The organism is Frigoribacterium sp. Leaf186, assembly GCF_001423905.1.
In the GTDB taxonomy this organism is placed as follows: domain Bacteria; phylum Actinomycetota; class Actinomycetes; order Actinomycetales; family Microbacteriaceae; genus Frigoribacterium.
In genome coordinates, this window is sequence record NZ_LMPQ01000010.1 from 690556 (window position 1) to 715892 (window position 25337).

Here is a 25337-nt window from a genome sequence, read left to right on the forward strand (position 1 = left end):
AGGAGGCGCGGGTCAGGCGACCACGGACTCGGACGTCTCGACGCCCTCGGCCGATCCGACGGTCTGCTCGGCCAGGAAGGTCTGGTCGAGCGAGGCCAGGTAGTGCTCGACGTCGAGCGCCGCGACGGTGCCCGAGGCCGCGGCGGTGGCGGCCTGTCGGTAGGTCGCGTCGATGACGTCACCCGCGGCGAAGACGCCGGTGAGGTTGGTCTTCGAGCTGCGGCCCTGCACGGCGATGGTGCCGTCCGAGGTCAGGTCGACCTGGCCGTGCACGAGGTGCACGCGCGGGTCGTTGCCGATGGCGATGAAGAGGCCGTCGAGGTCGAGATCGCTCGTGCTGCCGTCGACCGTGTCGGTCAGGGTGACGCCGGTGGCCTTCTCGCCACCGAGGATCGCCGTGACCTGCTTGTCGAACAGGAACTCGATCTTGTCGTTGGCGTGCGCCCTGTCTTGCATGATCTTGGACGCGCGCAGGCTGCTCGAGCGGTGGATCACGTAGACCTTCGAGGCGAAGCGGGTCAGGAACGTCGCTTCTTCCATCGCCGAGTCGCCGCCGCCGACGACGGCGATCGCCTTCTCCTTGAAGAAGAAGCCGTCGCACGTGGCGCACCAGCTGACGCCGCGGCCGCTCAGGCGCTCTTCGTCGGCGAGGCCGAGCTTGCGGTAGGCGCTGCCCGTGGCGAAGATCACCGTCAGGCTCTCTTCCACCGTGCCGTTGCCCAGGGTGACCTTCTTGACGTCGCCGGTCAGGTCGACCGCGGTGACGTCGTCGAGCAGCACCTCGGCACCGAACTTCTCGGCTTGCTCTTGCATCTTGAACATGAGCTCGGGGCCCTGGATGCCGTCGGGGAACCCGGGGAAGTTCTCGACCTCGGTGGTCTTCATGAGCTCGCCGCCGGCCTCGACCGAGCTCGCGACGATGAGGGGGCGCAGACCGGCGCGGGCGGCGTAGATGCCGGCCGTGTAGCCGGCGGGGCCGGAGCCGATGATGATGACCTGGCGCATGGGCACCTTCCTGGGGATGGACTTCACGAGCGGGAAGACGACGGGCGAGTGGTGGCTCGCACGGTCGGATCCCTCGATCGTCTGGTGGAACGCATCCTACCGACGGCGCATTCCCGCCGGCCTGGCAGCCGGGATCAGCGGCGCAGGAGGCGCGAGACGGTGGGTGCGAGGCGCGAGGTCACCGGCGTGGTCAGCACCCGCAACTCGGGTATCCGCGTGAACCAGAGCAACGCACCGTAGACCAGCCCCATGACGGCCCCGGCGACCACGACCGTCAGCACGCCCGGCACGCGGCCCGACTGCGCGAAGCCGTCTGCCGAGAAACCCCCCAGTGCGGTCACGACGACGAGCCCGACGACGCCTGCGACGAGCGAGAAGACGAAGAACTGCACGTAGCGGCGCAGCACCCACCGACCGTCGATGCCGCCGAGTCGCCGTTTGACCACCCAGAGGGCGACGACGGCCTGGCTCGACCCGGCGATCGAGGTGGTGATGGCGATGGCCATCGCGATGCGCTCGGGCGGCACGACGGCCGCCGAGATCGCGACGCCGGCCACGAAGATGCCCGACTGGACCAGCTGCAGGAAGAACGGGGTGCGCTGGTCGTGCATCGAGTAGAAGACCCGCTGGACGATGAAGAGCACGCTGAACAGGACGAGACCCGGCATGTAGCCGAGGATGACCTGGGCCGTGCGGGTCGACCCGGCGAAGTCGACCTCGAAGAACCGGGCGAACGGGTAGGCGACGACGCACATCGCGACGGCCGCGAACACCATGAACATGCCGATGGCCCGCAGCGACTGCGACATGTCGACGCGCACGGCGCGCAGGTCGCCGCGCGAGGCGTGCCCGCTCATGCGGGTGAAGTAGGCGGTGCCGATCGACACGGCGATGATGCCGTGCGGCAGCATGAAGAGCAGCCAGGCGTTCGCCAGCACGGCGTTCGAGGCACCCACCTCGCTGCCGAGGGTCGCGACGCGGCTCTGCACGAGGCCCGCCAGCTGGGTCACGAGCACCATGCCGAAGAGCCAGCCCGCGGCCTTGCCGGTGGCGCCGAGGCCGACTCCCCGCCAGCGGAAGTCGGGTCGGAACCCCAGGCCGGCCCGCCGCCAGAAGAGCAGCAGGAAGGCCGCCTGTGCCAGGACGCCCAGGGTGGCCGTGGCCGCGATCACGAGGATGCGGTCGGGCGTCCAGACGTCGACCACCGAGTTCTCGACGGCGCCGCCGAACAGCACCATGAAGACGACCAGGCCGACGATCGCCACGACGTTGTTGAGCACCGGAGCCCAGGTGAACGGCCCGAAGACCTGCCGGGCGTTCAGCACCTCGCTGAGCAGCGAGTACATCGCGTAGAAGAAGATCTGCGGCAGGCACCAGTAGGCGAACGCCGTGGCCAGGGCGAGCTGGTCCGAGGTGAACCCTGCCCCGCCGTCGGTGCTCTGCTGGGCGTAGAGCCGGACGAGCACGGGGGCGAGCAGCGTGCCGACGAGGCCGACGACCGCGAAGACGATCGTGCCGAGGGTGACGATCTTGTTGACGAACCGCTGCCCGCCGTCGTCCGAGGTCGCCGCCCGGACGATCTGGGGCACGAGCACCGCGCTGAGCAGACCGCCCGCGATCAGCGCGTAGATGTTGTTCGGCAGCTGGTTCGCGAGGGCGAACGAGTCCGCCGCCCGGCTCGCCGACTGCCCGATCGCCGCGGCCAGCACGGCCGCCTTCACGAAGCCGAGGACGCGCGAGACCATCGTCCCGGACGCGAGGAGGATGCTGGCGCGACCGAGACCGCCCTGGTTGCTCACATGGACTCCTGGACGGGCGGCGCGGCGGCCGCATCGGATGACGGCCCGGGCTCGGAGGCCCTCGCCTCGTCGCGCGCCTTCCGGCGCTTGCGGAAGGTGCGGTAGAGGCCGCCGACGAACAGTGCGGCGAAGGCGACGCCGAAGATCCAGGTGATGGCGGTCTCCCACCCGGCCTGAACCGACAGCGGGAGCTCGACGGGAGTCGCGATGGCGATGCCCGAGAGGCTGACGAGCTGCAGCTGCACCGAGACGGTGCCGTTGGCCACGGACTGCACCGGAACGCTGACGCGCGTCTGCGACTGCGGCTGGATCGTCACCTCGATGGGGCTGCGCTCGATCGACAGGATCGAGTTCGACGGCGTGACGGCCAGCATGACCGTCGCGACGGAGTCGGTGCGGTTCTCGAGGTAGAGCGGCAGGGCCGACCGGTCGCCGAGGATCGAGATCGGCGACCCCTGGACGACCGCCACGAGACCGGAGGTCGCGGTCGCCTCGGCGACGGCGGAGGCGACCTCGGCGGGGAAGCCGTCGACGTTGTCGCGCCAGGCGTGCGAGGCGAGGGCCATGGTGCGCAGGCGGGCCGTCTCGGTCACCAGCTGCGGCTCGGCCAGGGCGGTCGAGAAGTCGACGACCTTCTGGTCGGCGGACACCAGGTCGCGCAGCCGGGCGAGGCGGGCGTCGCTCTCGGGGCTGTCGACGACGGTCGCCGTCGAGGGGGTGCTCGCCAGCGCGTCGGTCACCGTGGCACCGCTCACCCACGGCAGGGCGTCGACCGCCTGCAGCGTGCGGGTGAGGAACTGCCCCGTCGACGGCCACTCGCGCTCGAGCGTCGTCAGCAGGGTGCGGGCGTCGCTCGGCCGCTCGTAGGCGACGGTGGCGATCGTCGCGGACGCCCGGGCCATCGTGGACTGCCACTCGGCGAGGGTGGTCGCCTCGGCCGCCTGGGTCAGCAGGGTGGACAGCGGGTCGTCCGAGACGACGGCCGGGACACCGTCGATCGTGACCGCCGCGTTCTCGGTCGAGTCGCCCTCGACGTCGACGTTGCCGCTCGAGACGATGGTCGACGTGTACGAGCCCGCCGCGAAGGCGGTCAGGTCGTCCGACACGACGGACGACCCGCTGGGCCAGACGACGCCCTGCTGGGTCCACGGGAACTCGAGCAGCTGCTCGGTGGTCGGCAGGGTCACGCCGTCACCCGGCGTCTCGGACGGGGTCGGCTCGTCGGTCGGCTCGCCGGTGGACCCGTCGGTCGGCAGGGCGGTCGGGTCCGACCCGGCGACGCCGGTGCCCGAGCCGTCGTCGGCGGCGGGCGTCTCGTCGGTCGGCGCGTCGGTGGCGGTCTCGGTGGGTGCCGCCATGCCCTCGAAGCGGCTGGGGTCGACCAGCGTGTCGAGCGAGGTGACGGTCGGCACGGTCGAGGCGCCGGCCTGGCGCAGCCCGGCGAGGTCGGCGTCCGCGTACGCCAGGGGGAACATGTCGTTCGGCAGCGCCTCGAGCTCGGCGAGCCAGTCGAGGGCCGACTGCGGCGCCTCGGTGCCGAGCAGGCGGATCGACGCCACGATCATCGGGTCGACGCCGAGGGTCGCCCCGGTGCCCGTCACGGCGTCGAGCTCGCGTCGGAGCACCCCGCCCTCGGAGGTGTAGGCGGCGAGGGCCGAGGCGTCGAGGACGCCGGTCTCGCTCTCGGGCGTCGTGATCGGCACCGCGACCGCGACGCGGGTCGGCTGGAAGCTGTCGGCCGGGTACCAGACCACGCTGCTGCGGGTCTGGGCCACCTGCTCGCCCGACGCGTCGAGCACGCGGGCGCCGAGGGCCCGTGCGCCGAAGGTCCGGCCGGCGAGGCCGAGGCGGTCGGCCGACACGACGACCGTGTCGAGCGCGACGGAGGACCCGGCGGCGACCGCCGGCACGTCGACCTGCACGAGCTGGCGGCCGAGGTAGTCGTCGCCCGAGACGTCGTCGGGGTCGAGCCACGAGGCGAGCTTGGACCGGGTGGTGAACGGTTCGCGGTCGAGGTAGACCCTGGCCGTGCTCGCCGCGAGGTCGGAGTCGCCGCCGTTCGTGACGGTCACGCCGAGGGTGAGGTCGTCGCCTGCCCGCAGGACGCCGTCCGAGGCCGGCTCGACGGTCATCGTGACCCCGTCGCCGGTGGGAGCGGACGCCGCCCGGGCCGACGTCGCGGGCGACCCCGCCGACACGACGAACACCGCCAGCAGGGCGGCGATCACGGCGAAGAAGAGTCTCATAGGCGTCAGGTGTCGACGGCGTCAGGGGCCGCTCGAGCATGCCGAGTCTAGGCAACGCGGACCGGGAAGCAGCGGCGAAGCGCCTGCGAGGGGGAGAGGGACGCACCGCGAGGTGCGCGGGGGACTCAGCCCGCGCCTCCTCGGCTGTGGCAAGGTTGTCCGTCATGGACAGCGTCGCACGGGCCCTCACGCGACTGGACGAGCTGGCCGCCACCCCCCGCATCGAGAAGCTCGCCGCCGCGTTCGCCGCGGCCGGTCACGAGCTGGCCCTCGTCGGTGGTCCGGTGCGCGACGCCTTCGTCGGTCGGCCGGTCAACGACCTCGACTTCACCACCGACGCCGACCCCGATCAGATCCTCGCGATCGTCGTGCCGCTGGCCGAGGCGCACTGGGACGTCGGGCGCGCGTTCGGCACCATCGCCGCCCGCGTCGACGGCGAGACCGTCGAGATCACGACCTACCGCAGCGACGTCTACGACGGCGAGACCCGCAAGCCCGTCGTCGAGTTCGGCGACACCCTCGAGGGCGACCTCGTCCGCCGGGACTTCACCGTCAACTCGATGGCGTTGCGGCTGCCCGAGCGCGTGCTGGTCGACCCCTCCGGCGGCGTCGAGGACCTGCTGCAGGCCCGGCTCGCCACCCCGGGCACGGCCGTCGACTCGTTCCGCGACGACCCGCTGCGCATGATGCGGGCCGCCCGCTTCACCGCGCAGCTCGGCTTCACCGTCTCGGACGAGGTGCGCGAGGCGATGACCTCGCGCGCCGACACCCTGTCGATCGTCTCGGTCGAGCGCGTCGCCGACGAGCTGTCGAAGCTGTTGAAGACAGAAACCCCCCGAGACGGTGTCCGCCTGCTGGTCGACACCGGGCTGGCCGACCACGTCATGCCCGAGCTCGCGGCCATGCGCCTCGAGGTCGACGAGCACCACCACCACAAGGACGTCTACGAGCACAGCCTCACCGTGCTCGACCAGGCCATCGGCTACGAGCGCGAGCGGCACCCGGGCGAGGCCCCCGACCTGACGCTGCGCCTCGCCGCCCTGTTGCACGACTGCGGCAAGCCGGCCACCCGGCGCCTCGAGCCGGGCGGGGTCGTCACCTTCCACCACCACGACGTCGTCGGCGCCAAGCTCGCGAAGAAGCGGCTCAAGGCGCTGCGCTTCGACAACGACACCATCGGGGCGGTGTCGCGCCTGATCGAGCTGCACCTGCGCTTCTTCGGCTACACCGAGGGCGCCTGGACCGACTCGGCCGTGCGCCGGTACGTCCGCGACGCCGGTGACCAGCTCGAGCGGTTGCACATGCTGACCCGCGCCGACGTCACCACCCGCAACCGCCGCAAGGCCGACCGGCTCGGCTTCGCCTACGACGACCTCGAGCAGCGCATCGCCGAGTTGCGCGAGCGCGAAGAGCTCGACTCGCTGCGGCCCGACCTCGACGGCGACGAGATCCAGCGCGTCCTCGGCATCGGGCCGAGCCGCGAGGTCGGCGAGGCCTACCGGTTCCTGCTCGAGCTGCGCACCGAAGAGGGGCCGCTGGGGGCCGAGGTCGCCACCGAGCGCCTGCTCGCCTGGTGGGCCGCACGCGAGGGCGCCGGGGCGTAACCGGGCTCGCGGGTGTCGACCCGCGCCTCCTCGGCGGTGTCCGGCCTCGCGCCCGAGGGCCCGGCATTGATTCAGGAGGCGCGCTCGGCTACGCTGGGAAGGTTGCGTCTGCCTCTCGGCCGACGCAGCGTCATGAACACCCTCCTGTCACAGACCGTCTGTGACCGTCAAGTCCGAAGGAGGTGGGTTAGTCATGCACCAGTACGAACTGATGGTCATCCTGGACCCCGAGATCGATGAGCGCACCGTCGCCCCGAGCTTGGACAAGTTCCTCAACGTCATCCGCAACGACGGTGGCACCGTCGACAACGTCGACATCTGGGGACGCCGCCGTCTGGCCTACGAGATCAACAAGAAGACCGAGGGCATCTACGCCGTCGTCAACCTGACCTCGAACCCGGCCGCCACGGTCGAGCTCGACCGCCAGCTGGGTCTCTCCGAGGCCGTGCTGCGCACCAAGGTCCTGCGTGCCGAAGAGGCGATCGCCATGGTCGCCGCCGCCAAGAAGGTCAGCGACGAGAAGGCCGCCCGCAAGGCCGCCAACGCCGCCGCCGCCCCGGCTGCTCCCGCCGCCGAGAAGGCTGCCGAGTAGTCCGATGGCTGGCGAGACCGTCATCACAGTGGTGGGCAACCTCACCAGTGACCCCGAGCTGCGCTACACGCAGAACGGGCTCGCGGTCGCGAACTTCACCATCGCGTCGACCCCCCGCACGTTCGACCGCGCGTCGAACGAGTGGAAGGACGGCGAGGCGCTCTTCCTCCGTGCCAGCGTGTGGCGCGAGTTCGGCGAGCACGTGGCCAGCAGCCTCACCAAGGGCAGCCGGGTCATCGCTCAGGGCCGACTCAAGCAGCGCTCGTACGAGACCAAAGAGGGCGAGAAGCGCACCAGCATGGAGCTCGAGATCGACGAGATCGGCCCCTCGCTGCGTTACGCGACCGCTCAGGTGACCCGCGCCTCCTCGTCCCGCGACGGCGCTGCCGGTGGCGGCTCCTTCGGGGGCGGCAACGGTGGCGGCGGTGGCGGCCGTGGTGGCCAGCCGGCTCAGGTCGGCGGCGGTCAGGCGCAAGAACCGTGGGGTCAGCCCGCCGGCGGCCAGGGTGGCAACACCTCGGGCGGCGACGTCTGGAACACCCCCGGTGGCAACGGCACCTACAACGACGAGACGCCCTTCTAGGCCTGTCGTTCCCCCTTTTAGAACTTCTTCATTCATCGAAAGTAGAAACCAATGGCTGGAAAGAGCAGCGGCGACCGCCGCAAGCCCCTCCGCGGCAAGGGCGGCAAGAACGCCGCTCCCGCGAAGTCGATCCGCGTCGGTGTCATCGACTACAAAGACGTCGCGACCCTGCGCAAGTTCATCTCGGAGCGTGGAAAGATCCGCGCCCGTCGCATCACCGGCGTCTCCGTCCAGGAGCAGCGCCTCATCGCCCGTGCCGTGAAGAACGCCCGTGAGATGGCGCTCCTCCCCTACGCCGGCTCCGGCCGCTGATCGGAAGGACCACCATGTCGAAGGTAATCCTGACCCACGAGGTCTCCGGCCTCGGTTCCGCCGGTGACGTCGTCGACGTCAAGAACGGCTACGCCCGCAACTACCTGGTGCCCCAGGGCTTCGCCGTGGCGTGGAGCCGCGGCGGCGAGAAGCAGGTCGCGCAGATCCGCACGGCCCGCGAGACCCGCGAGCTCAAGACGATCGAAGAGGCCCACGACCTCAAGCAGCGTCTCGAGGCCCAGAAGATCCGCCTCACGGTGAAGACCGGTGCCGACGGCCGACTGTTCGGCTCGGTCCGCCCGGCCGACGTCGCCGACGCGGTCAGCGCCCAGGGCGTCGCGACGATCGACAAGCGCAAGGTCGAGATCCCCTCGACCATCAAGGTGACGGGTGAGCACGAAGCCACCCTCCGCCTGCGCGAGGACGTCATCGCGACGATCACGCTGACGGTCGTCTCGGCCAAGTAGCACCCGGGCGCTCCGGCGCCTCGGCGCCTCGGCGCCTGCTGTACGCGAGAGCGGCGGTCCCCTCGGGGGCCGCCGCTCTTCTGCGTGCCGGGGTGCGGTGCCGGCCGTCGGGTCGGCTCGCGATGAACCCCGTTCACGAAGATGAACCCCGTTTTCTCGGGGTTCGTCTTCGTGAACGGGGTTCTTCTCGTGGTGTGCCGGGGGGACGAGGAGGCGCGGGGCGGCTGGGGCGGGAGCCGCGCCTCCTCGGGGCGTCCTCTGGTCGCCATGAACCCGGTTTCGAACGATGAGCCCGTTCGCAACCGGGTTCTTCGTTCGAAACCGGGCTCTTCGGCTTCGGCATCGGCAGAGGGGCGAGCAGAGGCATGGGCGGGCGCAAGGCACGGGGGGCAGCAGGGGCATGAGCAGACGCGAGGCAGAGGCCGACGCAGAGGGGTGCGTGTGGCAGCGGGAGGGCGCGAGGCGGGTTCGCGTTGACAGGGCGCGGTGGCTCGTCTACTGTCGTGGAATCGGTTCCATGGAATCGATTCCACGACGAACCAGCAACACCACTACGACGAGGTAGAGCCCGATGAACACCGTGACGATCAGGGACGTGGCGCAGCGCGCCGGCGTCTCGGCCGCGACGGCGTCCCGGGTCCTGTCGGGCAACCCCGCGACGTCGCCCGAGGCCCGCTCGCAGGTCGAGCAGGCCGCCCGCGAGCTCGACTTCCGCCCGAACGCGCAGGCCCGGGCGCTGCGCTCCACGCGGTCCGACACGGTCGGGCTGCTCGTCTCCGACGTCCGCAATCCGTTCTTCGCCGACCTCGCCCACACCATCGAGCAGTCGCTGCTCGAGCTCGGCTACGTCACCCTGCTCGGCAACGCCAACGAGAACCGCGCCCAGCAGGACCGCTACCTCGACACCCTCATCTCGCGCCGCGTCGACGGCGTCATCGTCGCCCCCCAGGGCACCGACTCGGCCAGCATCGACTCGCTGCTCGCCCGCGAGGTGCCGACCGTGTTCGTCGACCGGACGATCCCGGGCGTCGACGTGCCGAGCGTGACGACCGACAGCACCCCGGGCATCCGGGCCGCCGTGGAGCACCTGGTCGACCTCGGCCACGAGCGCGTCGGCTACGTCGCCGGGCCGCAGAGCGTGTCGACGGGCCGCGAGCGACTCGAGGCGTGGACCGCCGCGGCCGCCGAGCTCGGCCTCAGCGCCGACCCCGACCTGGTCTACGTCGGCGACTTCCAGTCGGCCAGTGGTTCGGCCGCGGTGCACGCGCTGTTCGAGCTGGGCGAGCCGCCGACGGCGATCCTCGCCGCGGACAGCCTCATGGCCGTCGGAGCCATCGCCATGCTCAACCGCCTCGGCATGCGCATGGGCACCGACGTCTCGGTGATCGCCTTCGACGACATCGAATGGTTCTCGCTGCTCGACCCGGCCCTGACCGTCATCGCGCACAGCGTCGAGGAGATGGGCCGCATCGCCGTCCAGCTGCTGCACGAGGTCATCGACGGGTTCACCCCCGAGTCGGTCGTGCTGCCCAGCGAACTGATCGTGCGCGAGTCGACGACCCGCGCCTCCTCGTCCCCCACAGACCCGGCCGGCCCGACAGACCCGACCGGCCCCACCACACCCCGACCCCTCGGTAGGAACTGACCATGCCCCCTTCGATCGACGACGATCGCCCCCTGCTCACGCTCGAGAACGTGAGCAAGTCGTTCGGCCCCGTGCGGGTCATCGACGACGTCACCGTGCACGTCCGGCCCGGCAAGGTGCAGGTGCTGCTCGGTGAGAACGGCGCCGGCAAGTCCACCCTGATCAAGATGATGTCGGGCGTGTACCAGCCCGACTCCGGCCGCGTGCTGGTCGACGGCGAGGCCGTCCACCTGCCGAACACGCACGCCGCCGAGAAGCTCGGCATCGCGACGATCCACCAAGAGCTGAACCTCGTCGCGTCGCTCAGCGTCGCCGAGAACGTGATGATGGGGCGGTTCCCGACGCGATTCGGCCTCGTCGACCGCAGAGAGCTGAAGAAGCGCGCCCGTGCGGCCCTCGACCTGATCGGGCTCGACGTCGACGTCGACTCGAAGGTCGGCGAGCTCGGCATCGCCCGCCAGCAACTGGTCGAGATCGCGAAGGCGTTGAGCATCGACGCGCGCATCCTCATCCTCGACGAGCCGACCGCGGCGCTGACCCGCCACGAGACCGAGATCCTCTTCCGCGTCGTCGAGCAGCTGCGGGCCCGCGGCGTCGGCATGCTGTTCATCAGCCACCACCTCGACGAGATCGCCGAGATCGGCGACACCGTGGCCGTGCTGCGCGACGGCGCGTTCGTCGCCGAGCTGCCCGCCTCGACCGACGAAGACGAACTCGTCCGCCTGATGGTCGGCCGCGACATCGAGCAGCAGTACCCGCGGACGCCCGGCAGCCAGGGCGACTCCCCCGTCGTGCTCGAGGTGCGTGGGCTGACCGGGTCGGTGTTCCGCGACGTGTCGTTCGACGTGCGGGCGGGCGAGGTGCTCGGCATCGCCGGGCTCGTCGGCGCCGGCCGCACCGAGGTCGTGCGGGCCGTGGCCGGGGTCGACAAGTACGACTCGGGCAGCGTGACCGTGCGCGGCAAGCGCCTGAAGAAGGGCGACGTCGCCGGGGCCATCGCCGCAGGCGTCGGCCACGTGCCCGAGGACCGCAAGGCGCAGGGCCTCGTGCTGGGCGCCTCCGTCAACGACAACCTCGGCTACGCGACGCTCGCGTCCAGCGCGAAGGCCGGCCTGGTCGACTTCGCCGGGCAGCGCGCCAAGGCCGACGAGGTCGCCTCGACCCTGCGGATCCGCATGCGCGACATCGACCAAGAGATCGGCTCGCTGTCGGGCGGCAACCAGCAGAAGGCCGTGTTCGGCCGCTGGATCATCGCCGGCTCGACGGTGCTGCTGCTCGACGAGCCCACCCGCGGCGTCGACGTCGGCGCGAAGGTCGAGATCTACGAGCTGGTGAACCGCATCACCGACGCCGGAGGCGCGGTCGTGATGGTCAGCAGCGAACTACCCGAGGTGATGGGCATGAGCGACCGCATCCTCGTGATGCGCGACGGAGTCGTCGCCGGCGAGGTCGCCGCGGCCGACGCCACCCAAGACACGCTGATGACGCTCGCGGCGCGCGACGTCCCCCCGACGAACTGACCCGAGAAGCACGGACCGAGGAAGACACCCCATGACCACCACCACCGTGAAGGCGCAGCGACGCTCCTTCGACATCAAGACCTTCCTGGCCGCGAACGGGGCCCTCGTCGGGCTCGTCGTGCTCTGCCTGGCCCTCTTCATCGCGACGCCGGACTTCTTGACCGGCCGCAACCTGCTGAACATCGGCATCCAGGTGTCGACCGTCGCCGTGCTGGCGTTCGGCATGACCTTCGTCATCGTCGCGGGCGGCATCGACCTCTCGGTCGGTTCGGTCGCCGCGCTGTCGGCGATGGTCTCCGGCTGGTTCTTCGCCACCGCGGGGCTGCCCGGCGGCCTGGCGCTCGCCCTCGGGCTCGGCACCGGACTCGTGGCCGGCCTGGTCAACGGCTTCGCCAGCGCGTACGGCAAGCTGCCATCGTTCATCGCGACGCTCGCCATGCTGAGCGTCGCGCGCGGCCTCACCCTGGTCGTCTCGGACGGTCGCCCGATCGCGACTCCCCCGGCCGTGTCCTTCCTCGGCGGCAACATCGGCCCGGTGCCCGTGCCGATCATCGTGCTCGTGCTGGCCGCGATCGTCGCGTCGTTCATCCTCAACCGCACCGTCATCGGCCGTTCGATGTACGCGGTCGGCGGCAACGCCGAGGCCGCGCGCCTCTCGGGCCTGCCGGTCAAGCGCATCGTCGTCACGGTCTTCGGCCTCGCCGGGCTGTTCGCGGCCTTGGCCGGCCTGCTGCTCGCCGGTCGCCTCGACTCGGCCCAACCGCAGGCGGCCTCGGGCTACGAGCTCGACGCCATCGCCGCGGTCGTCATCGGCGGCGCGAGCCTGGCCGGCGGCGTCGGTCGCATCTCGGGCACCATCATCGGCGCCCTGGTGCTCGTGGTCATCCGCAACGGCCTCAACCTGCTGAACGTCACGTCGTTCTGGCAGCAGGTCGTCATCGGCCTCGTCATCGCCCTGGCCGTGGGCGTCGACGTGCTGCGGCGCAAGACCCGCAGCAGCTGACCCGCCGGGCCCCGTCGAGGGCGCGGCCGCGCGGCACGCACCGACAGCCGAGGAGGCGCGGTGCGAGCCGGACGCGCGGCGTCGCGCCTCAGCGGAGCGGCGGCAGCTGCGGGGCCCGGCCCTGCGGCCGTCGCCGCGGCCACCGGCCCGTGTCTGCGCGAGCCGAGCCGCGCCTCCTGATCTTCCCCTCCCTTTCCACCCTCACCACCCCAACCCCCCGAAGGACACACGATGAAGTTGACCTCGTTCCGCAAGGCCGCCACCGTCACGGCGATCGCCGCCCTGGTCGCGACCGGCACCGCCGGCTGCAACCGCACCCCCGCCGGAGAGGCGGACCGCCCCACGGTGGTCCTGTCGCTCAGCACCCTGAACAACCCGTTCTTCGTCGAACTGCGTGACGGCGCCACCGCCGAGGCGAAGAAGCAGAACGTCGACCTCGAGATCGTCGACGCCCAGAACGACTCGGCCACCCAGGCCAACCAGCTCGCCACGGCCGCCTCGACGGCCGACGCGGTCATCTTGAACGCCGTCGACAGCGACGCCGCCGGCCCCGCCGCCGCCGCGCTGAACGACGCGAACGTGCCGATCGTGGCCGTCGACCGTGCCGTCAACGGCGCCGACGTCGCCTCGTTCGTCGCGAGCGACAACGTCGCCGGCGGCGAGCAGGCCGCCAAGGCCCTCGCCGAGGCGATCGGCGAGAAGGGCGAGGTCATCGTGCTGCAGGGCGTCGCGGGCACCTCGGCCAGCCGCGACCGCGGTGAGGGCTTCACCAAGGGCATCGCCGCCTACCCCGACATCACCGTCGTCGCGCAGCAGACCGCCAACTTCGACCGCGCCACCGCGCTCGACGTGACGACCAACCTGCTGCAGGCGCACCCCGACGCGGTCGGCGTCTTCGCCGAGAACGACGAGATGGGCCTCGGCGCGATCCAGGCCCTCGGCTCGCGCGCCGGCACCGACGTCAAGGTCGCCGCGTTCGACGGCACCGAGGACGGCCTCAAGGCCATCGAGGCCGGTACGCTCTCGAGCACGATCGCGCAGCAGCCCGCCGAGCTCGGCGCCCTCGCGGTCGACCAGGCGGTCAAGGCGATCGACGGTGGCAGCGGCGACGACGGCCCCTCGGACCAGGCCGTCGAGGTCATCACCGTCACGAAGGAGAACGTGGGTGACTTCACCGAATGACCGGTTCTGATGTGAGCGGTGCAGGCGACGCCAGCACGGCAGGAGGCGTGGGCGCGGTCGGCGCGGACGGGTCGGTACCGGCCGGTTCGGCTGGCGCGGCTGGCGCGGGTGGCTCCGTCGTCGTGGTCGGGTCGATCAACGTCGACCAGGTCGTGACCGTCGACCGCCTGCCCCTGCCCGGCGAGACGTTGATCGGCTCGTCGATGACCCTCTCCCCCGGCGGCAAGGGCGCGAACCAGGCCGTCGCGGCTGCTCGTCGCGGCGCCCGCACCGCGATGATCGGTGCCGTCGGCGACGACGGACGCGCCGACGACGCCCTGCCCTACCTCCGCTCGAGCGGTGTCGACGTCAGCGGCGTCGACACCGTGCCCGGGCCCACGGGCCTGGCCGTCGTCAGCGTCGGAGGCGACAGCGAGAACACGATCGTCGTCGTCCCCGGGGCGAACGGTGCCGTCGGTGCGTCGTTCGTCGCAGGGCACTCTGCTGCTCTGTCCGAGGCTGCGGTCGTCGTGTTGCAGGGGGAGATCCCCGTCGACGGCATCGCCGCCGCGGTGCAGCACGCCGGAGGGCGCGTGGTGTTCAACCTCGCCCCGGTGATCGACGTGCCGGCGGACGTGGTGAAGGCCGCGGATCCGCTGGTCGTCAACGAGCACGAGGGTCGGCTGCTGTTGGCAGCGTGGGGCGCTGCCGCGTCTGGCGCGTCGGCCGCGTCGGCCGCCGTCTCGGACGAGGAGGCGCGGGTCGACGACGAGTCGGTCGTCGCCTCCCTGCGCGCCCAGGGGGTCACCTCGGTCGTCATGACCCGCGGTGCCGCCGGCGCGATCGTGTCTGACGCGTCCGGCACCGTGCTGGTGGCGTCGCCTCGCGTCGCGGCGGTCGACTCGTCCGGAGCAGGGGACGCCTTCGTCGGCGCCCTCGCCGCCGGGCTGGCCGCCGGGTCGTCGCTGCTCGAGGCCGCCCAGGACGCCGTGCGCGTCGGGGCCTACTCGGTCACGGGTGTGGGCACGCAGGCGTCGTACCCGACGCTGGACGACGAGCTGCCTGCCGCGGCGGATGCCGCCTCGACGGAAGGGTCGGCGGATGCCGACTCGACTGCCGGGGTGACCTCGTGAAGCGCGGCGGTCTGCTCAACGCGCAGCTGAACCACGCGGTGAGCGGTCTCGGTCACGGCGACCTCGTGGTCGTCGCCGACTGCGGCCTGCCCCTGCCGGCCGGAGTCCCCGTGGTCGACCTCGCCGTCGTCCACGGCCTGCCTGCCTTCGCCGACGTGCTCGACGCGCTGACGGCCGACGTGGTGTTCGAGGCCTGCACGGCCGCGGACGAGAGCCACGACTCCCCCGCCGGCGAGCAGATCACGTCCCGCTTCGACGACGTAGCCTACGTCTCGCACGACGAGCTGAAGCGGCTGTCGGGTGGGGCGCGCCTCCTCGTCCGGACGGGCGAGGCGACCCCGTACGCCAACGTCGTGCTGCGCTGCGGCGTCCCGTTCTGAGGCGCCTGCTCCCCCTCGAACCCCGTTCACGAAGGTGAACCCCGATCAATCGGGGTTCGTCTTCGTGAACGGGGTTTTTCCACGTTCCCCCACTGTCCCTCCCCCCGGCCCGGCCGCGCCGGCCCGTCCATGAACCCGGTTTCGAACCATGAACCCGGAAGCAAACGGGTGCATGGTTCGAAACCGGGTTCTTCGTCGTGTGGGGGCGGGTCGGGGCGGGCGGGCAAGGGCAGGAGGCGCGGTGCGGGAGGGCGGATGCGGCCCTGACCAGGGGCTTCGCGGGTCCCCCATCGGGGGGTTACGGGAAGCTGAACGCGAGATGTGTCGGTATCGGTCGCCGCGCCTCCTTGTCAAGTTCTTTGTGCACAGGCGGATGTCAAATCGGATGTCTCAACCCCCGGTTTAGACAATCTTTTCCACACAGGTGTGGGAAACGGAAAATGCTGATCAAGGCCAGGTAATTGAACTGAAGTATCTCGTTGTCCACAGCGTGATCCACAGTTCTCCCCAGGGTCGACCGGCGTTGCTCACCGGTTCTCCCCAGAGTTATCCACAGGTGCATTTGCTGTGGAGAACTCGGTGTCCATAAGGTGTACCCGCGCTCGTCAGGGGTGGGTCACGGCGGTTCGGCACGGGGATGTCGGGGGTCTGTCGTACAACTGCCTTGAGCGTCTTCGGTGCTGCCCCGCACCCGCCCGATTCTCGCTGGAGGACCCATGTCGATCGCCCATCTCGGTCTCGCTCCAGACGCGTCGAACGCCCGCGATCGTGACCGTGGTGGCCCCGTCAACATGGACCGCGTGCCGCCGCACGACCTGCTCGCCGAGCAGAGCGCGCTGGGGGGCATGCTGCTCAGCAAGGACGCCGTGGCCGACGTCATCGAGACGGTCCGCGGCATGGACTTCTACGTGCCCAAGCACGAGGTCATCTACGACGCCATCCTGGGGCTGTACTCGCACGGTGAGCCGACCGACGTCATCACGGTCAGCGACGAGCTGATGAAGTCGGCCGACCTGTCGCGTGCCGGGGGAGCGGAGTACCTCCACACGCTGACCGGTGTCGTGCCGACGGCGGCGAACGCGGGGTACTACGCGTCGATCGTCGCCGAGAAGGCGGTGTTGCGTCGTCTGGTCGAGGCCGGCACGCGCATCGTGCAGATGGGTTACGCGAGCGAGGGCGAGGTCGTCGACCTGGTCAACAACGCGCAGGCCGAGGTCTACAACGTGGCCGGTGGGGTCCAGACCGAGGACTACGTGCCGCTGAACGAGGCGGTGACGGTCGCGATCGACGAGATCGAGGCGGCCAAGGGTCGTGACGGTCAGATGACGGGTGTGCCGACGGGGTTCGCGCAGCTCGACGCCCTGACGAACGGGTTCCACCCGGGTCAGCTGATCATCGTGGCGGCGCGACCGGCGCTCGGCAAGTCGACGTTGGCGCTCGACCTGGCGCGTGCGGCGTCGATCAAGCACGGGCAGGCGTCGGTGTTCTTCTCGCTCGAGATGGGGCGCAGCGAGATCGCGATGCGTCTGATGTCGGCCGAGTCGAGTGTGCCGCTGCAGAACATGCGCAAGGGCACGGTCGACGCGCGTGACTGGACGAACATCGCGCAGGTGCGGGGGCGCATCAACGACGCTCCGTTGTTCATCGACGACTCGCCCAATATGACGTTGGTCGAGATCCGGGCGAAGTGCCGCCGGCTGAAGCAGCAGCACAACCTGAAGCTCGTGGTGATCGACTACCTGCAGCTGATGACGTCGGGCAAGCGGGTCGAGAGCCGTCAGCAAGAGGTGTCGGAGTTCTCGCGTGCGCTGAAGCTGATGGCGAAAGAGCTGCAGGTGCCGGTGATCGCGCTGTCGCAGCTGAACCGTGGTCCCGAGCAGCGTGCCGACAAGAAGCCCGCGATCAGCGACCTGCGAGAGTCCGGCTCGCTCGAGCAGGACGCCGACATGGTCATCTTGCTGCACCGCGAGTCCGCCTACGAGAAAGACAACCCCCGCCAGGGCGAGGCCGACTTCATCGTCGCCAAGCACCGCAACGGCCCGACCGACACCATCACGGTGGCGTTCCACGGCATGTTCTCGCGGTTCGTGGACATGCCCAGCTAGGCACCTGTAGTCGTGTTAGGACCGTGCTCCCTGGCGATGCCTCCGTGGGCTCTGGAAAATGGGCTTACTTTCTAGGACTCATCCTGGCGAATCACAAGTGCGTGACGAGGTCGGATCTGGCCGGGGACGAGGTTGCCGAGCGTCACGCGGGTCGAGTCCCCAGTGAGGTAGGACGGTAGGGCATCCGCTATCGCCACTGTTTGGTTGCCGTGCATAACTACCCGTGCCGCAGCTTCTACCTGATCCATCTGTGCAGTGTCGATGCCATCACCCGGGGTGACTTGGGGCGGGCCGCCGCTGGGTTGGACACCGCTTAAGCCGGATTTGCCAGGCGATGGCGGATACCCGAGTGGAGTCCCGGCAGCGGGAGGCGCTAGGCGGAAAAGCGCCGACCATGGAACCATCGACGGGGTGAAGAGGTTTGCCTCGCGAGGATGTCGAGATTTCTGCCCTCGAAGCTCTACGAGCTGATAGGTACTCAGTGCGGCACAGCCGAACAGCCCAGCTTGTAGCGGGGGCACCGACAGGGGAGTACTGCCGAGTTGAGGTTGGCCGCCGTTGGCCCAGCCGTTGTAGAAGAGGTGGACGGGGTTGCTGCCGACCGACTCCGCATGGCGAATCAGCGTCTCGTACTGGAAGCGGTCACGAGGGTTGGTTCGGCCTTCTGGCTTAGCCGGGTCCGTCAGGCCGCCCTTGTGTGATAGCTCGAGGTAGGACTCAGGTGGAGGCGTGGGATTTATGCGCTTGGCCTGCATTGAGTAGCCGAGCCAGCCATGGTCGGCCAGCTCTATCCAGATCTCGAAGTCCAGTCCACGCTCGTTCTCCTTATTAGGGTCGAGCTGGTCAAACCTGAGTGGGATGCTCGGATGGGCGGTGGCGAAGTCACGGAGCTTGCTGACATTCAGCTCGGTAATGGTTACCTCACCGAAGCGACCGCCACGGCCGTCTTCGCGGACGACACGATCCCAGGTCTCACAGGCGATCTCGTCCATGCGGTCTGCGAGCGAGGTGAGATCTGCCATCTGACGATATTGCCAGGCGAGCGAGCGGTATGGCATCTAGTTGTCGCGTCAGTCGTCAGGGCTGTCCCGCTCCCGACACGTTCCCCTTCGGGTCGGCATTCGGGTTGGGGCATCCTCAGCCGTCCCTTCGGTCCGTCGCCGACACAAGTCGGGTGTGCGGCAGCCTCGTGGCTATTGCCCAAGGCGGCTGCTTGGGATTCCGATGGGATTCTTGTTTCTCGGTTCGACTACGAGTTCAACACCGGCTGGTGTCACGTCTACGAGTCCAAGCTATCCCAAAGGGTGCGGGAGGATACATGCCGGCGAATAGGGCGTCGGCAACTCATGCGTTTCGGCTCTTGTGGACCAGGATGGGAGGGTTCGCGGCGCTAGCGCCGCATCCTTGTCGCCTTAGAGCAGGAGTGCCCACCTTTGGTGAATCACGTCGCCTTCATCTGGAACATCGCTGAGTCCCTCCGTGGCCCGTTCAAGCCCTCCGAATACGGGTCGGTCGTTCTGCCGTTCACGGTGCTTCGCCGGCTAGACGCTGTACTGGCTGACACGAAGCCTGTTGTGCTCGAGACCGCGGGGATGGTCGCATCGTTTCCCGACCTGCTGCAGGTGGCGAAGCTCACCGAAGCGTCGGGGCACGAGTTCTACAACACCTCTCCGTTCGACCTCGGCAAGCTCGTCGCTGATCCGCAGGACCTCCGCGCGAACTTGTCGTCTTACCTGGCCGGGTTCTCGGCAAACGTACGGGACATCTTCGACCGGTTCGAGTTCGACAAGGCGCTGAACAAGCTCGCCGAGAAGAATAGGTTGTTCGCGGTCGCGGAAAAGTTCGCGCAGGCCGACTTCCACCCCCGCACAGTCAGCAACATCCAGATGGGACTCGTGTTCGAGGAACTCATCCGGTTCGCGAACGAGAAATCCAATGAGACTGCAGGCGATCACTACACGCCCCGCGAGGTGATCGCGCTGATGGTGCAGCTGCTGTTCGCCCTCGACGATGACGCCCTCTCGAAGTGTGGAGTGGTCCGGTCCATCTATGACCCAACCGCCGGGACCGGCGGGATGCTCTCCGTCGTGGACGAGTACCTCCGCAGAATGAACCCAGGCATCCAGCTCAGCCTGTACGGGCAGGACTACAACGACGCTTCGTACGCGATCTGCAAGGCCGACATGGTTATCAAAGGCCAGGACGTAGATAACATCGCTCTCGGGGACACCTTGACCGAGGACGCCTTCGACGGCAAGAAGTTCGACTACGGCCTGTCGAACCCGCCGTTCGGTGTTGACTGGAAAGACCAGCGAGGATACGTCGAGGACGAGCACACCAAGCTCGGCTTCAACGGACGCTTTGGCCCCGGTACTCCCGCTGTCAGCGACGGGGCCATGCTGTTCCTGCTGCACCTGGTTTCAAAGATGCGCAAGCCCGAAGACGGCGGCTCCCGCATGGCGATTGTCCTCAACGGATCGCCGCTCTTTTCCGGTGGAGCTGGCAGTGGCGAGTCGAGCATCCGCAAGTGGCTGCTCGACAACGACCTCATCGAAGCGATCATCGGAATGCCGAAGGACATGTTCTACAACACCGGCATCTCCACCTACATTTGGATCCTCACCAACCGCAAGGACGGCGACCGTAAGGGCCAGGTGCAGCTCATCGACGGCCGCGAGATGTTTACCAAGCTCCGCAAAGGCCTCGGCTCCAAGCGCAACGAGCTCTCGCCGCAAAATATCGAGACGATCGTTGGCCTCTACGCCGGATTCGAGGATGGGGAGCACTCAAAGATTTTCCGCAATGAGGACTTCCTGTACCGCACCATCACCGTCGAGCGACCCCTCAGACTCAACTGGCACGCCACCCGTGAACGCATCGACACTGTCCTCGAAGCCAAGGCCATCCAGAAACTGAACGAGGCGGATGCCGCAGCATTGCGTGCCACGCTCGACCGGCTCGGCACCGTCACGGTGTGGAGTAACCGCACGGCATTCCACAAGGCGCTGAAGGACGCCGCGAACGCCGAAGGCTTCACCCTCTCCGTAGCGTTGCTCAAGACCGTGACCACCGAGCTTGGCGAACAGGACGGCACCGCCGACACCTGCGCCGACAGCAAGGGCAACCCTGAACCGGACGCCTCCCTTCGCGACACCGAGAACGTGCCATGGGACGAAGACGTCGACTCCTACGTCGCCCGCGAAGTCCTCCCCTACGGCCCGGACGCGTGGGTCGACAAATCCAAAACCAAGGAAGGCGCGGAGATTCCTTTCACTCGCCACTTCTACCAATACGTCACGCCGCGACCGCTAGAGGAGATCGACCGCGACCTCGACACCGTCATGGACCAACTTCGCGCAATGCTCGCCGAGGTCGAACGGTGAGCACGGGTGACCGAGTGCAACTCAAACGAGTCGCGACCTGCACCCTCGGCAAGATGGTCCAGTCGTCACCGACGGACGGCTCCACTCAGGCGCCGTACCTCCGGGCTGCGCACGTGCAACCGAACGGACGCCTGATCGAATTACCTGATCAGCAGATGTGGTTCACGAACGCCGAGCTTCGAACGCTGACGCTGCGCAGGGATGACGTGGTAATTGTCGAAGGGGGAGCTGGCTACGGTCGCTCTGCTGTTCTCCGGAAAGACCTCTATGACTGGGGTTTCCAGAACTCGATCGTCCGAGTTCGACCAGTTCGGACGCGCTCGGACGGACGCTTTCTCGACTATGCCATACAAGCCGCTCTGCGGTCGGGCGAGATCGATTCGCTCGTCAATACCGCGACGATCCCCCACTTCACAGCCGAAAAGGTTGCGCGACTGCCGATTGTCGCGCCGCAACTTGAACACCAGCAGTTGATTGCGGACTATCTGGATCGGGAGACGGCACAGATCGACGCGTTCATCGCGAAGAACGAGAAAATCATTGCCCTCCTCACAGAACGCCGCGCTGCGGAGATAGAGCTTGCGGTGGCACCACGAGAGTTGCCGGCGACCTGGGATTCGGTCCAAATCCGTCGGCTCGGTCCAAAGAGTCAGTCTGGCGTCAGCGTCAACGGGTTCTCGGTCCCCGCGGAGGGCGACGAAATTGGAGTCCTCAAGACCGGGGCGGTCTCCAAGGGCTTCTTTGACCCGGCTGAGAACAAGCGGGTCGTTGCGGACGACCTGGGTCGCGTGGCGTCCCCTGTTCGCGGTGGGTCGCTAATCGTGAATCGCGCGAACACGCCTGAGCTCGTAGGTAGCGCCGGTCTCGTCGTCGAGAGCCACCCCACGTTGTACCTTTCAGACAAGCTGTGGCAGCTTACGTTCGAGTCGGCCAACGCCGCCTACATGCACTACTGGACAAGAACAGACGCATATCGTTCGCAACTCCGAGGGTTGAGCGTCGGGGCGAGCTTGAGCATGCAGAATCTCAGCTATGGAGACTTTTTGACGGTGAGGATCTCGGTTCCTCCGATGCACGAGCAGGGTGAAGTTGTTGCGCGCCTGGACCAGGCCATCGGGGAAATTGATCGCGCCATAGACGCTGCGCGACGAGGTCGCGACCTGGCACGCGAGCGCCGGGTTGCGCTCATCGGGGCCGCGGTAACAGGGAAGATCGACGTAGGGGTGAAGTTGTGAGTGGCGTTGCAGGAGCACATTTGGAGTCGGTGCTGGAGGAGGAGATCGCCGAGCATCTTGCGTCGAATGGTTGGCTGTACTCGCCAACCGGCGCGGGGTACGACCGGGACCTTGCCCTCTTTCCCGAGGATGTCCTCGGTTGGCTGGAGGCGTCGCAGGCAACCGAGTTCGCGAAGGTCGTTCGCCCGCAAGACACCGATGATCAGCGGGAGGCCGCTCGTCGAAGCATCTTGGACCGTCTTGCCAAGTCCCTGGAACTCGACCCGTTGAAGAACGGCGGGACTATCCGGATTCTGCACGAGGGCTTCTCGATAGTGCCGCTGCACGGGGGTGCGGTGAAGTTCCGGTTGGCGCAGTTCCGCCCGTTGACCACGCAGAACCCGGAAACGATCGACGCGTACGCCAAGATGCGGGTGCGGGTGGTCCGTCAGGTGCACTACTCGGTGAAGCAGCCGAACAAGGCGTTGGATCTGGTGCTGTTCGTGAACGGTATTCCGGTCGCGACTGTTGAGTTGAAGACTGACTTCACGCAGCCGATCGGGAACGCGGTTGATCAGTACAGGTTCGACCGTTCGTCGGCGGGTGAGCGATTGTTCGGGTTCGCGAAGCGATCGCTGGTGCACTTTGTCGTGTCAAACTCCGAGGTGCGGATGACGACCAAACTTGCCGGACTCGCGACCCGGTTCTTGCCGTTTAACAAGGGTGCGGATGAGGGGGCAGGAAACCCGGCGAACCCGGATGGGTCTGCCTCCGCGTACTTCTGGGAGGAGATCCTCCAGCGCGACACTTGGCTGCAGCTGTTGGGGTCGTTCGTGCACCTGCAGGTCGAGGTTGGCGTCGATCTGGACACCGGCAAGAAGACAAGAACGCAGAAGGTGCTGTTCCCCCGCTATCACCAGTGGAGGGCCGTGACCCGGCTCGTTGAGGCGGCCCGGGCTGAGGGGGCCGGGAACCGCTACCTGGTGCAGCATTCGGCGGGATCGGGGAAGACGAACTCGATTTCGTGGCTCGCCCACCGCCTCTCCCAACTGCACGATGACGAGAATCAGCGGTTGTTCGACACTGTGGTCGTCGTCACGGACCGCACGGTGCTGGACAAGCAGCTGCAGGATGCGATCGGACAGTTCGAGAAGCAGGCTGGCGTGGTGCAGTCGATCACGAAGGATGCGGGCGAGTCGAAGTCGAAGCAACTTGCCGCGGCACTCACCGGCGGCAAGAACATCGTGATCGTGACGATCCAGTCGTTCGAGGCGCTGATCACCGCAATCCAGACCCTGCCCGAACTGGCTGGCCGACGGTTCGCGGTGATCGCAGACGAGGCGCACTCGTCCCAGACCGGGTCGACGGCCGGAGCGGTGGCGAAGGTGCTGTCTCCGGACGAGCTGGCCGCCGTCGCTCAGGGTGCGCCGATCGATTCAGACGCATACCTGCGGTGGGCGATGACGGTCACCGCGTCCGCACCGAACATCTCCTACTTCGCGTTCACCGCCACCCCGAAGGCGAAGACCCTGGAGCTGTTCGGGCGAGTACAGGAGGGCGCGGGGCCGGATGCGATGCCGGAGCCATTCGACCTGTACTCGATGCAGCAGGCGATTGAGGAGGGCTTCATCCTTGACGTGTTGCAGAACTACACCCCGTACAAGGTGGCGTGGAAGCTGCAACACCCGGATGGTGATTACGACGGCGCCGGGGAGGTCGACGAGTCAACCGCGGTGAAGGCGCTCGTCCGGTACGTGCGGTTGCACCCGACCAACATCAGTCAGAAGGCGAAGATCGTCGTCGACCACTTCCGGACCTTCGTGCAGCCGCTGCTGGACGGCAAGGCGAAGGCGATGGTCGTCACCGGTTCGCGCGTTGAGGCCGTCCGGTGGAAGAAGTACCTCGACGCCTACATCCTCGATGCCGGCGTGATGGGTGTTCGGTCGCTCGTCGCGTTCTCGGGCACGGTTGAAGACCCGATGGATGTCGGCGAGGGACTGTCGGAGCACACTCAGAACCCAGGCGTCCAGTCAGACCTCGCGGAGGCGTTCAAACCAGCCACCTACAGCGTCATGATCGTGGCGGAGAAATTTCAGACAGGGTTCGACCAACCACGCCTTGTCGCGATGTATGTCGACAAAAAACTTGGCGGCGTACAGGCAGTACAGACTCTGTCCCGGCTGAATCGCACCCACCCCGGCAAGGACAAGACGTTCGTTTTTGACTTCGTCAACGACCCTCAAGAGGTGCTGAAAGCGTTCCTGCCTTACTACCGGAAGGCGACTCTCACGACGACGACCGACCCGAACCTTGTTTACGACCTCGTGGCAAAGCTCGATTCCTCCGGGATGTACGACATGATCGAGGTCGAGCAAGCATTCGATGCCGCACTCATCGGCGGGCTGAACGTGAACTCGAAGGTATCGGCCGCGACCGCACCAGCAGTTGACCGGTTCCAAAAGCGATGGGTCGCGGCGGTGCTGGATGACGACAAGGCCGAGCAGGACGAACTTCGACTCTTCAAAGCGGACGTAGAAAACTTCGTGAAGTTCTACGACTTCATCTCCCAAGCCCGCAACCTCGAGGACACCGACCTGCCCCGCCGGCACTACTTCTTCCGCCGCATCCTTCCGCAACTCTCGACCGCAACGATCCTCGAACGGATCGACATCTCGGACGTGTCTCTCGTGGGCTACAACATCAGCGCCGGTGAAGCAGTGAAGCTGCACCTCGAGCAGGGCGCCGGACTGGACCCGATCATTGCCATTGGGTCAGGCGCGATCCACGAGAAGCACCGCAGCGCGCTCGAGGAGATCATCCTAAAAATCAACGAACGTCTCGGGGATAAGTACGGCGTCGGCGTGATCGACCTCCAGATGAACCACATCATCGGCAAGCTCGCCCTCGATGAGGACCTCAAGGGGCAGGCTTCAGTCAATACTGAGCAGCAGTTCGCGGAATCCCCGGCCCTGCCGAAGGCGTTCACGAAGGCGCTGCTCGGGGTCCGAGACGAGACCCCGGCTTTTATCGACGATCTCTTCACCGACAACGGTCTGTTTGAGGAGATCGGCAAAGCGCTGCCTGCAATGCTCTACGAGTATTTGAAGGGCCAGACCAATGCCGAATGAGCAAAGGACGTCGACGAGGAGTTCTAACCACCCCGCTATTGGCGCCGTTCTGCAAAA

At 67.9% G+C, this 25337-nt stretch carries 19 protein-coding genes; 15 read left to right on the forward strand and 4 right to left on the reverse strand.

Annotated features, from left to right (window positions below; translation table 11 throughout):
• Positions 1-12: 12 nt before the first annotated feature.
• From trxB to ASG05_RS10040, 3 genes are all read right to left on the reverse strand, one after another.
• Complete coding sequence (trxB, locus tag ASG05_RS10030; protein ID WP_056260239.1) at positions 13-1005, reverse strand: thioredoxin-disulfide reductase; 993 nt, start codon at positions 1003-1005, stop codon at positions 13-15.
• A gap of 134 nt (positions 1006-1139) precedes the next feature.
• Positions 1140-2804: a murein biosynthesis integral membrane protein MurJ gene (gene murJ, locus ASG05_RS10035; protein WP_235491456.1), complete on the reverse strand. Its 1665-nt coding sequence runs from the start codon at positions 2802-2804 to the stop codon at positions 1140-1142.
• Positions 2801-5050 carry a DUF6049 family protein gene (locus ASG05_RS10040; RefSeq protein WP_056260241.1) on the reverse strand — a complete coding sequence of 750 codons (2250 nt, stop codon included), beginning with the start codon at positions 5048-5050 and terminating at the stop codon, positions 2801-2803. Before ASG05_RS10040 ends, murJ begins: the two co-directional genes overlap by 4 nt.
• A 164-nt stretch (positions 5051-5214) precedes the next feature.
• Here ASG05_RS10040 and ASG05_RS10045 point away from each other — a divergent pair, with 164 nt between their 5' ends.
• The 12 genes from ASG05_RS10045 (at position 5215) to dnaB (ending at position 17555) form a co-directional block, all read left to right on the forward strand.
• Positions 5215-6654 (forward strand): CCA tRNA nucleotidyltransferase, encoded by a 1440-nt coding sequence (locus tag ASG05_RS10045; RefSeq protein WP_056260243.1) that lies wholly within the window; start codon positions 5215-5217, stop codon positions 6652-6654.
• A 193-nt stretch (positions 6655-6847) separates the two neighbouring features.
• Complete coding sequence (gene rpsF, locus ASG05_RS10050) at positions 6848-7246, forward strand: 30S ribosomal protein S6 (RefSeq protein WP_056260245.1); 399 nt, start codon at positions 6848-6850, stop codon at positions 7244-7246.
• A gap of 4 nt (positions 7247-7250) precedes the next feature.
• Positions 7251-7829 (forward strand): single-stranded DNA-binding protein, encoded by a 579-nt coding sequence (locus tag ASG05_RS10055; protein ID WP_056260247.1) that lies wholly within the window; start codon positions 7251-7253, stop codon positions 7827-7829.
• Positions 7830-7880: 51 nt separating this feature from the next.
• Complete coding sequence (rpsR, locus tag ASG05_RS10060) at positions 7881-8141, forward strand: 30S ribosomal protein S18 (RefSeq protein ID WP_043595327.1); 261 nt, start codon at positions 7881-7883, stop codon at positions 8139-8141.
• Between the two features lie 14 nt (positions 8142-8155).
• On the forward strand, positions 8156-8608 hold the full coding sequence (rplI, locus tag ASG05_RS10065; RefSeq protein WP_056260249.1) for a 50S ribosomal protein L9: 453 nt from the start codon (positions 8156-8158) through the stop codon (positions 8606-8608).
• Between the two features lie 571 nt (positions 8609-9179).
• On the forward strand, positions 9180-10253 hold the full coding sequence (locus ASG05_RS10070) for a LacI family DNA-binding transcriptional regulator (protein WP_056260250.1): 1074 nt from the start codon (positions 9180-9182) through the stop codon (positions 10251-10253).
• A 2-nt stretch (positions 10254-10255) separates the two neighbouring features.
• Complete coding sequence (locus ASG05_RS10075) at positions 10256-11773, forward strand: sugar ABC transporter ATP-binding protein (protein WP_082486617.1); 1518 nt, start codon at positions 10256-10258, stop codon at positions 11771-11773.
• A 31-nt stretch (positions 11774-11804) separates the two neighbouring features.
• Positions 11805-12776: an ABC transporter permease gene (locus tag ASG05_RS10080; protein ID WP_043595333.1), complete on the forward strand. Its 972-nt coding sequence runs from the start codon at positions 11805-11807 to the stop codon at positions 12774-12776.
• Between the two features lie 231 nt (positions 12777-13007).
• Positions 13008-13958 carry a substrate-binding domain-containing protein gene (locus ASG05_RS10085; protein ID WP_056260252.1) on the forward strand — a complete coding sequence of 317 codons (951 nt, stop codon included), beginning with the start codon at positions 13008-13010 and terminating at the stop codon, positions 13956-13958.
• The gene (locus ASG05_RS10090) at positions 13955-15070 is read left to right on the forward strand and encodes a ribokinase (protein WP_082486618.1); all 1116 of its coding nucleotides are present in this window, start codon (positions 13955-13957) and stop codon (positions 15068-15070) included. Before ASG05_RS10085 ends, ASG05_RS10090 begins: the two co-directional genes overlap by 4 nt.
• On the forward strand, positions 15067-15450 hold the full coding sequence (gene rbsD, locus ASG05_RS10095) for a D-ribose pyranase (RefSeq protein ID WP_056260253.1): 384 nt from the start codon (positions 15067-15069) through the stop codon (positions 15448-15450). The genes ASG05_RS10090 and rbsD overlap by 4 nt, the downstream gene beginning before the upstream one ends.
• Before the next feature lie 716 nt (positions 15451-16166).
• Positions 16167-17555 carry a replicative DNA helicase gene (dnaB, locus tag ASG05_RS10100; RefSeq protein WP_043595340.1) on the forward strand — a complete coding sequence of 463 codons (1389 nt, stop codon included), beginning with the start codon at positions 16167-16169 and terminating at the stop codon, positions 17553-17555.
• Positions 17556-17626: 71 nt separating this feature from the next.
• Here dnaB and ASG05_RS16345 read toward each other — a convergent pair whose 3' ends face one another.
• A complete protein-coding gene (locus tag ASG05_RS16345; RefSeq protein WP_157490161.1) occupies positions 17627-18577 on the reverse strand; it encodes a hypothetical protein in 951 nt (316 codons plus the stop codon).
• A gap of 414 nt (positions 18578-18991) precedes the next feature.
• Between ASG05_RS16345 and ASG05_RS10105 the strand changes: the two genes are divergently transcribed.
• Genes ASG05_RS10105 through ASG05_RS10115 form a run of 3 tightly spaced genes read left to right on the forward strand, consistent with a single transcriptional unit; the run spans position 18992 to position 25280 of the window.
• A complete protein-coding gene (locus tag ASG05_RS10105; RefSeq protein WP_235491457.1) occupies positions 18992-20938 on the forward strand; it encodes a class I SAM-dependent DNA methyltransferase in 1947 nt (648 codons plus the stop codon).
• Positions 20935-22173, forward strand: a complete 1239-nt coding sequence (locus ASG05_RS10110; protein ID WP_157490162.1) for a restriction endonuclease subunit S — start codon at positions 20935-20937, stop codon at positions 22171-22173. Before ASG05_RS10105 ends, ASG05_RS10110 begins: the two co-directional genes overlap by 4 nt.
• Before the next feature lie 29 nt (positions 22174-22202).
• Positions 22203-25280, forward strand: a complete 3078-nt coding sequence (locus ASG05_RS10115) for a type I restriction endonuclease subunit R (RefSeq protein ID WP_235491493.1) — start codon at positions 22203-22205, stop codon at positions 25278-25280.
• The last annotated feature ends 57 nt before the right edge of the window (positions 25281-25337 follow it).

What these genes read in the sequence shown, in the direction of transcription:
- trxB (WP_056260239.1), bottom strand. Translation starts at nt 1,005, where the DNA reads ATGCGCCAGGTCATCATCATCGGCTCCGGCCCCGCCGGCTACACGGCC.
- ASG05_RS10040 (WP_056260241.1), bottom strand. Translation starts at nt 5,050, where the DNA reads ATGAGACTCTTCTTCGCCGTGATCGCCGCCCTGCTGGCGGTGTTCGTC.
- ASG05_RS10045 (WP_056260243.1), top strand. Translation starts at nt 5,215, where the DNA reads ATGGACAGCGTCGCACGGGCCCTCACGCGACTGGACGAGCTGGCCGCC.
- rpsF (WP_056260245.1), top strand. Translation starts at nt 6,848, where the DNA reads ATGCACCAGTACGAACTGATGGTCATCCTGGACCCCGAGATCGATGAG.
- ASG05_RS10055 (WP_056260247.1), top strand. Translation starts at nt 7,251, where the DNA reads ATGGCTGGCGAGACCGTCATCACAGTGGTGGGCAACCTCACCAGTGAC.
- rpsR (WP_043595327.1), top strand. Translation starts at nt 7,881, where the DNA reads ATGGCTGGAAAGAGCAGCGGCGACCGCCGCAAGCCCCTCCGCGGCAAG.
- rplI (WP_056260249.1), top strand. Translation starts at nt 8,156, where the DNA reads ATGTCGAAGGTAATCCTGACCCACGAGGTCTCCGGCCTCGGTTCCGCC.
- ASG05_RS10070 (WP_056260250.1), top strand. Translation starts at nt 9,180, where the DNA reads ATGAACACCGTGACGATCAGGGACGTGGCGCAGCGCGCCGGCGTCTCG.
- ASG05_RS10075 (WP_082486617.1), top strand. Translation starts at nt 10,256, where the DNA reads ATGCCCCCTTCGATCGACGACGATCGCCCCCTGCTCACGCTCGAGAAC.
- ASG05_RS10080 (WP_043595333.1), top strand. Translation starts at nt 11,805, where the DNA reads ATGACCACCACCACCGTGAAGGCGCAGCGACGCTCCTTCGACATCAAG.
- ASG05_RS10085 (WP_056260252.1), top strand. Translation starts at nt 13,008, where the DNA reads ATGAAGTTGACCTCGTTCCGCAAGGCCGCCACCGTCACGGCGATCGCC.
- ASG05_RS10090 (WP_082486618.1), top strand. Translation starts at nt 13,955, where the DNA reads ATGACCGGTTCTGATGTGAGCGGTGCAGGCGACGCCAGCACGGCAGGA.
- dnaB (WP_043595340.1), top strand. Translation starts at nt 16,167, where the DNA reads ATGTCGATCGCCCATCTCGGTCTCGCTCCAGACGCGTCGAACGCCCGC.
- ASG05_RS16345 (WP_157490161.1), bottom strand. Translation starts at nt 18,577, where the DNA reads ATGGCAGATCTCACCTCGCTCGCAGACCGCATGGACGAGATCGCCTGT.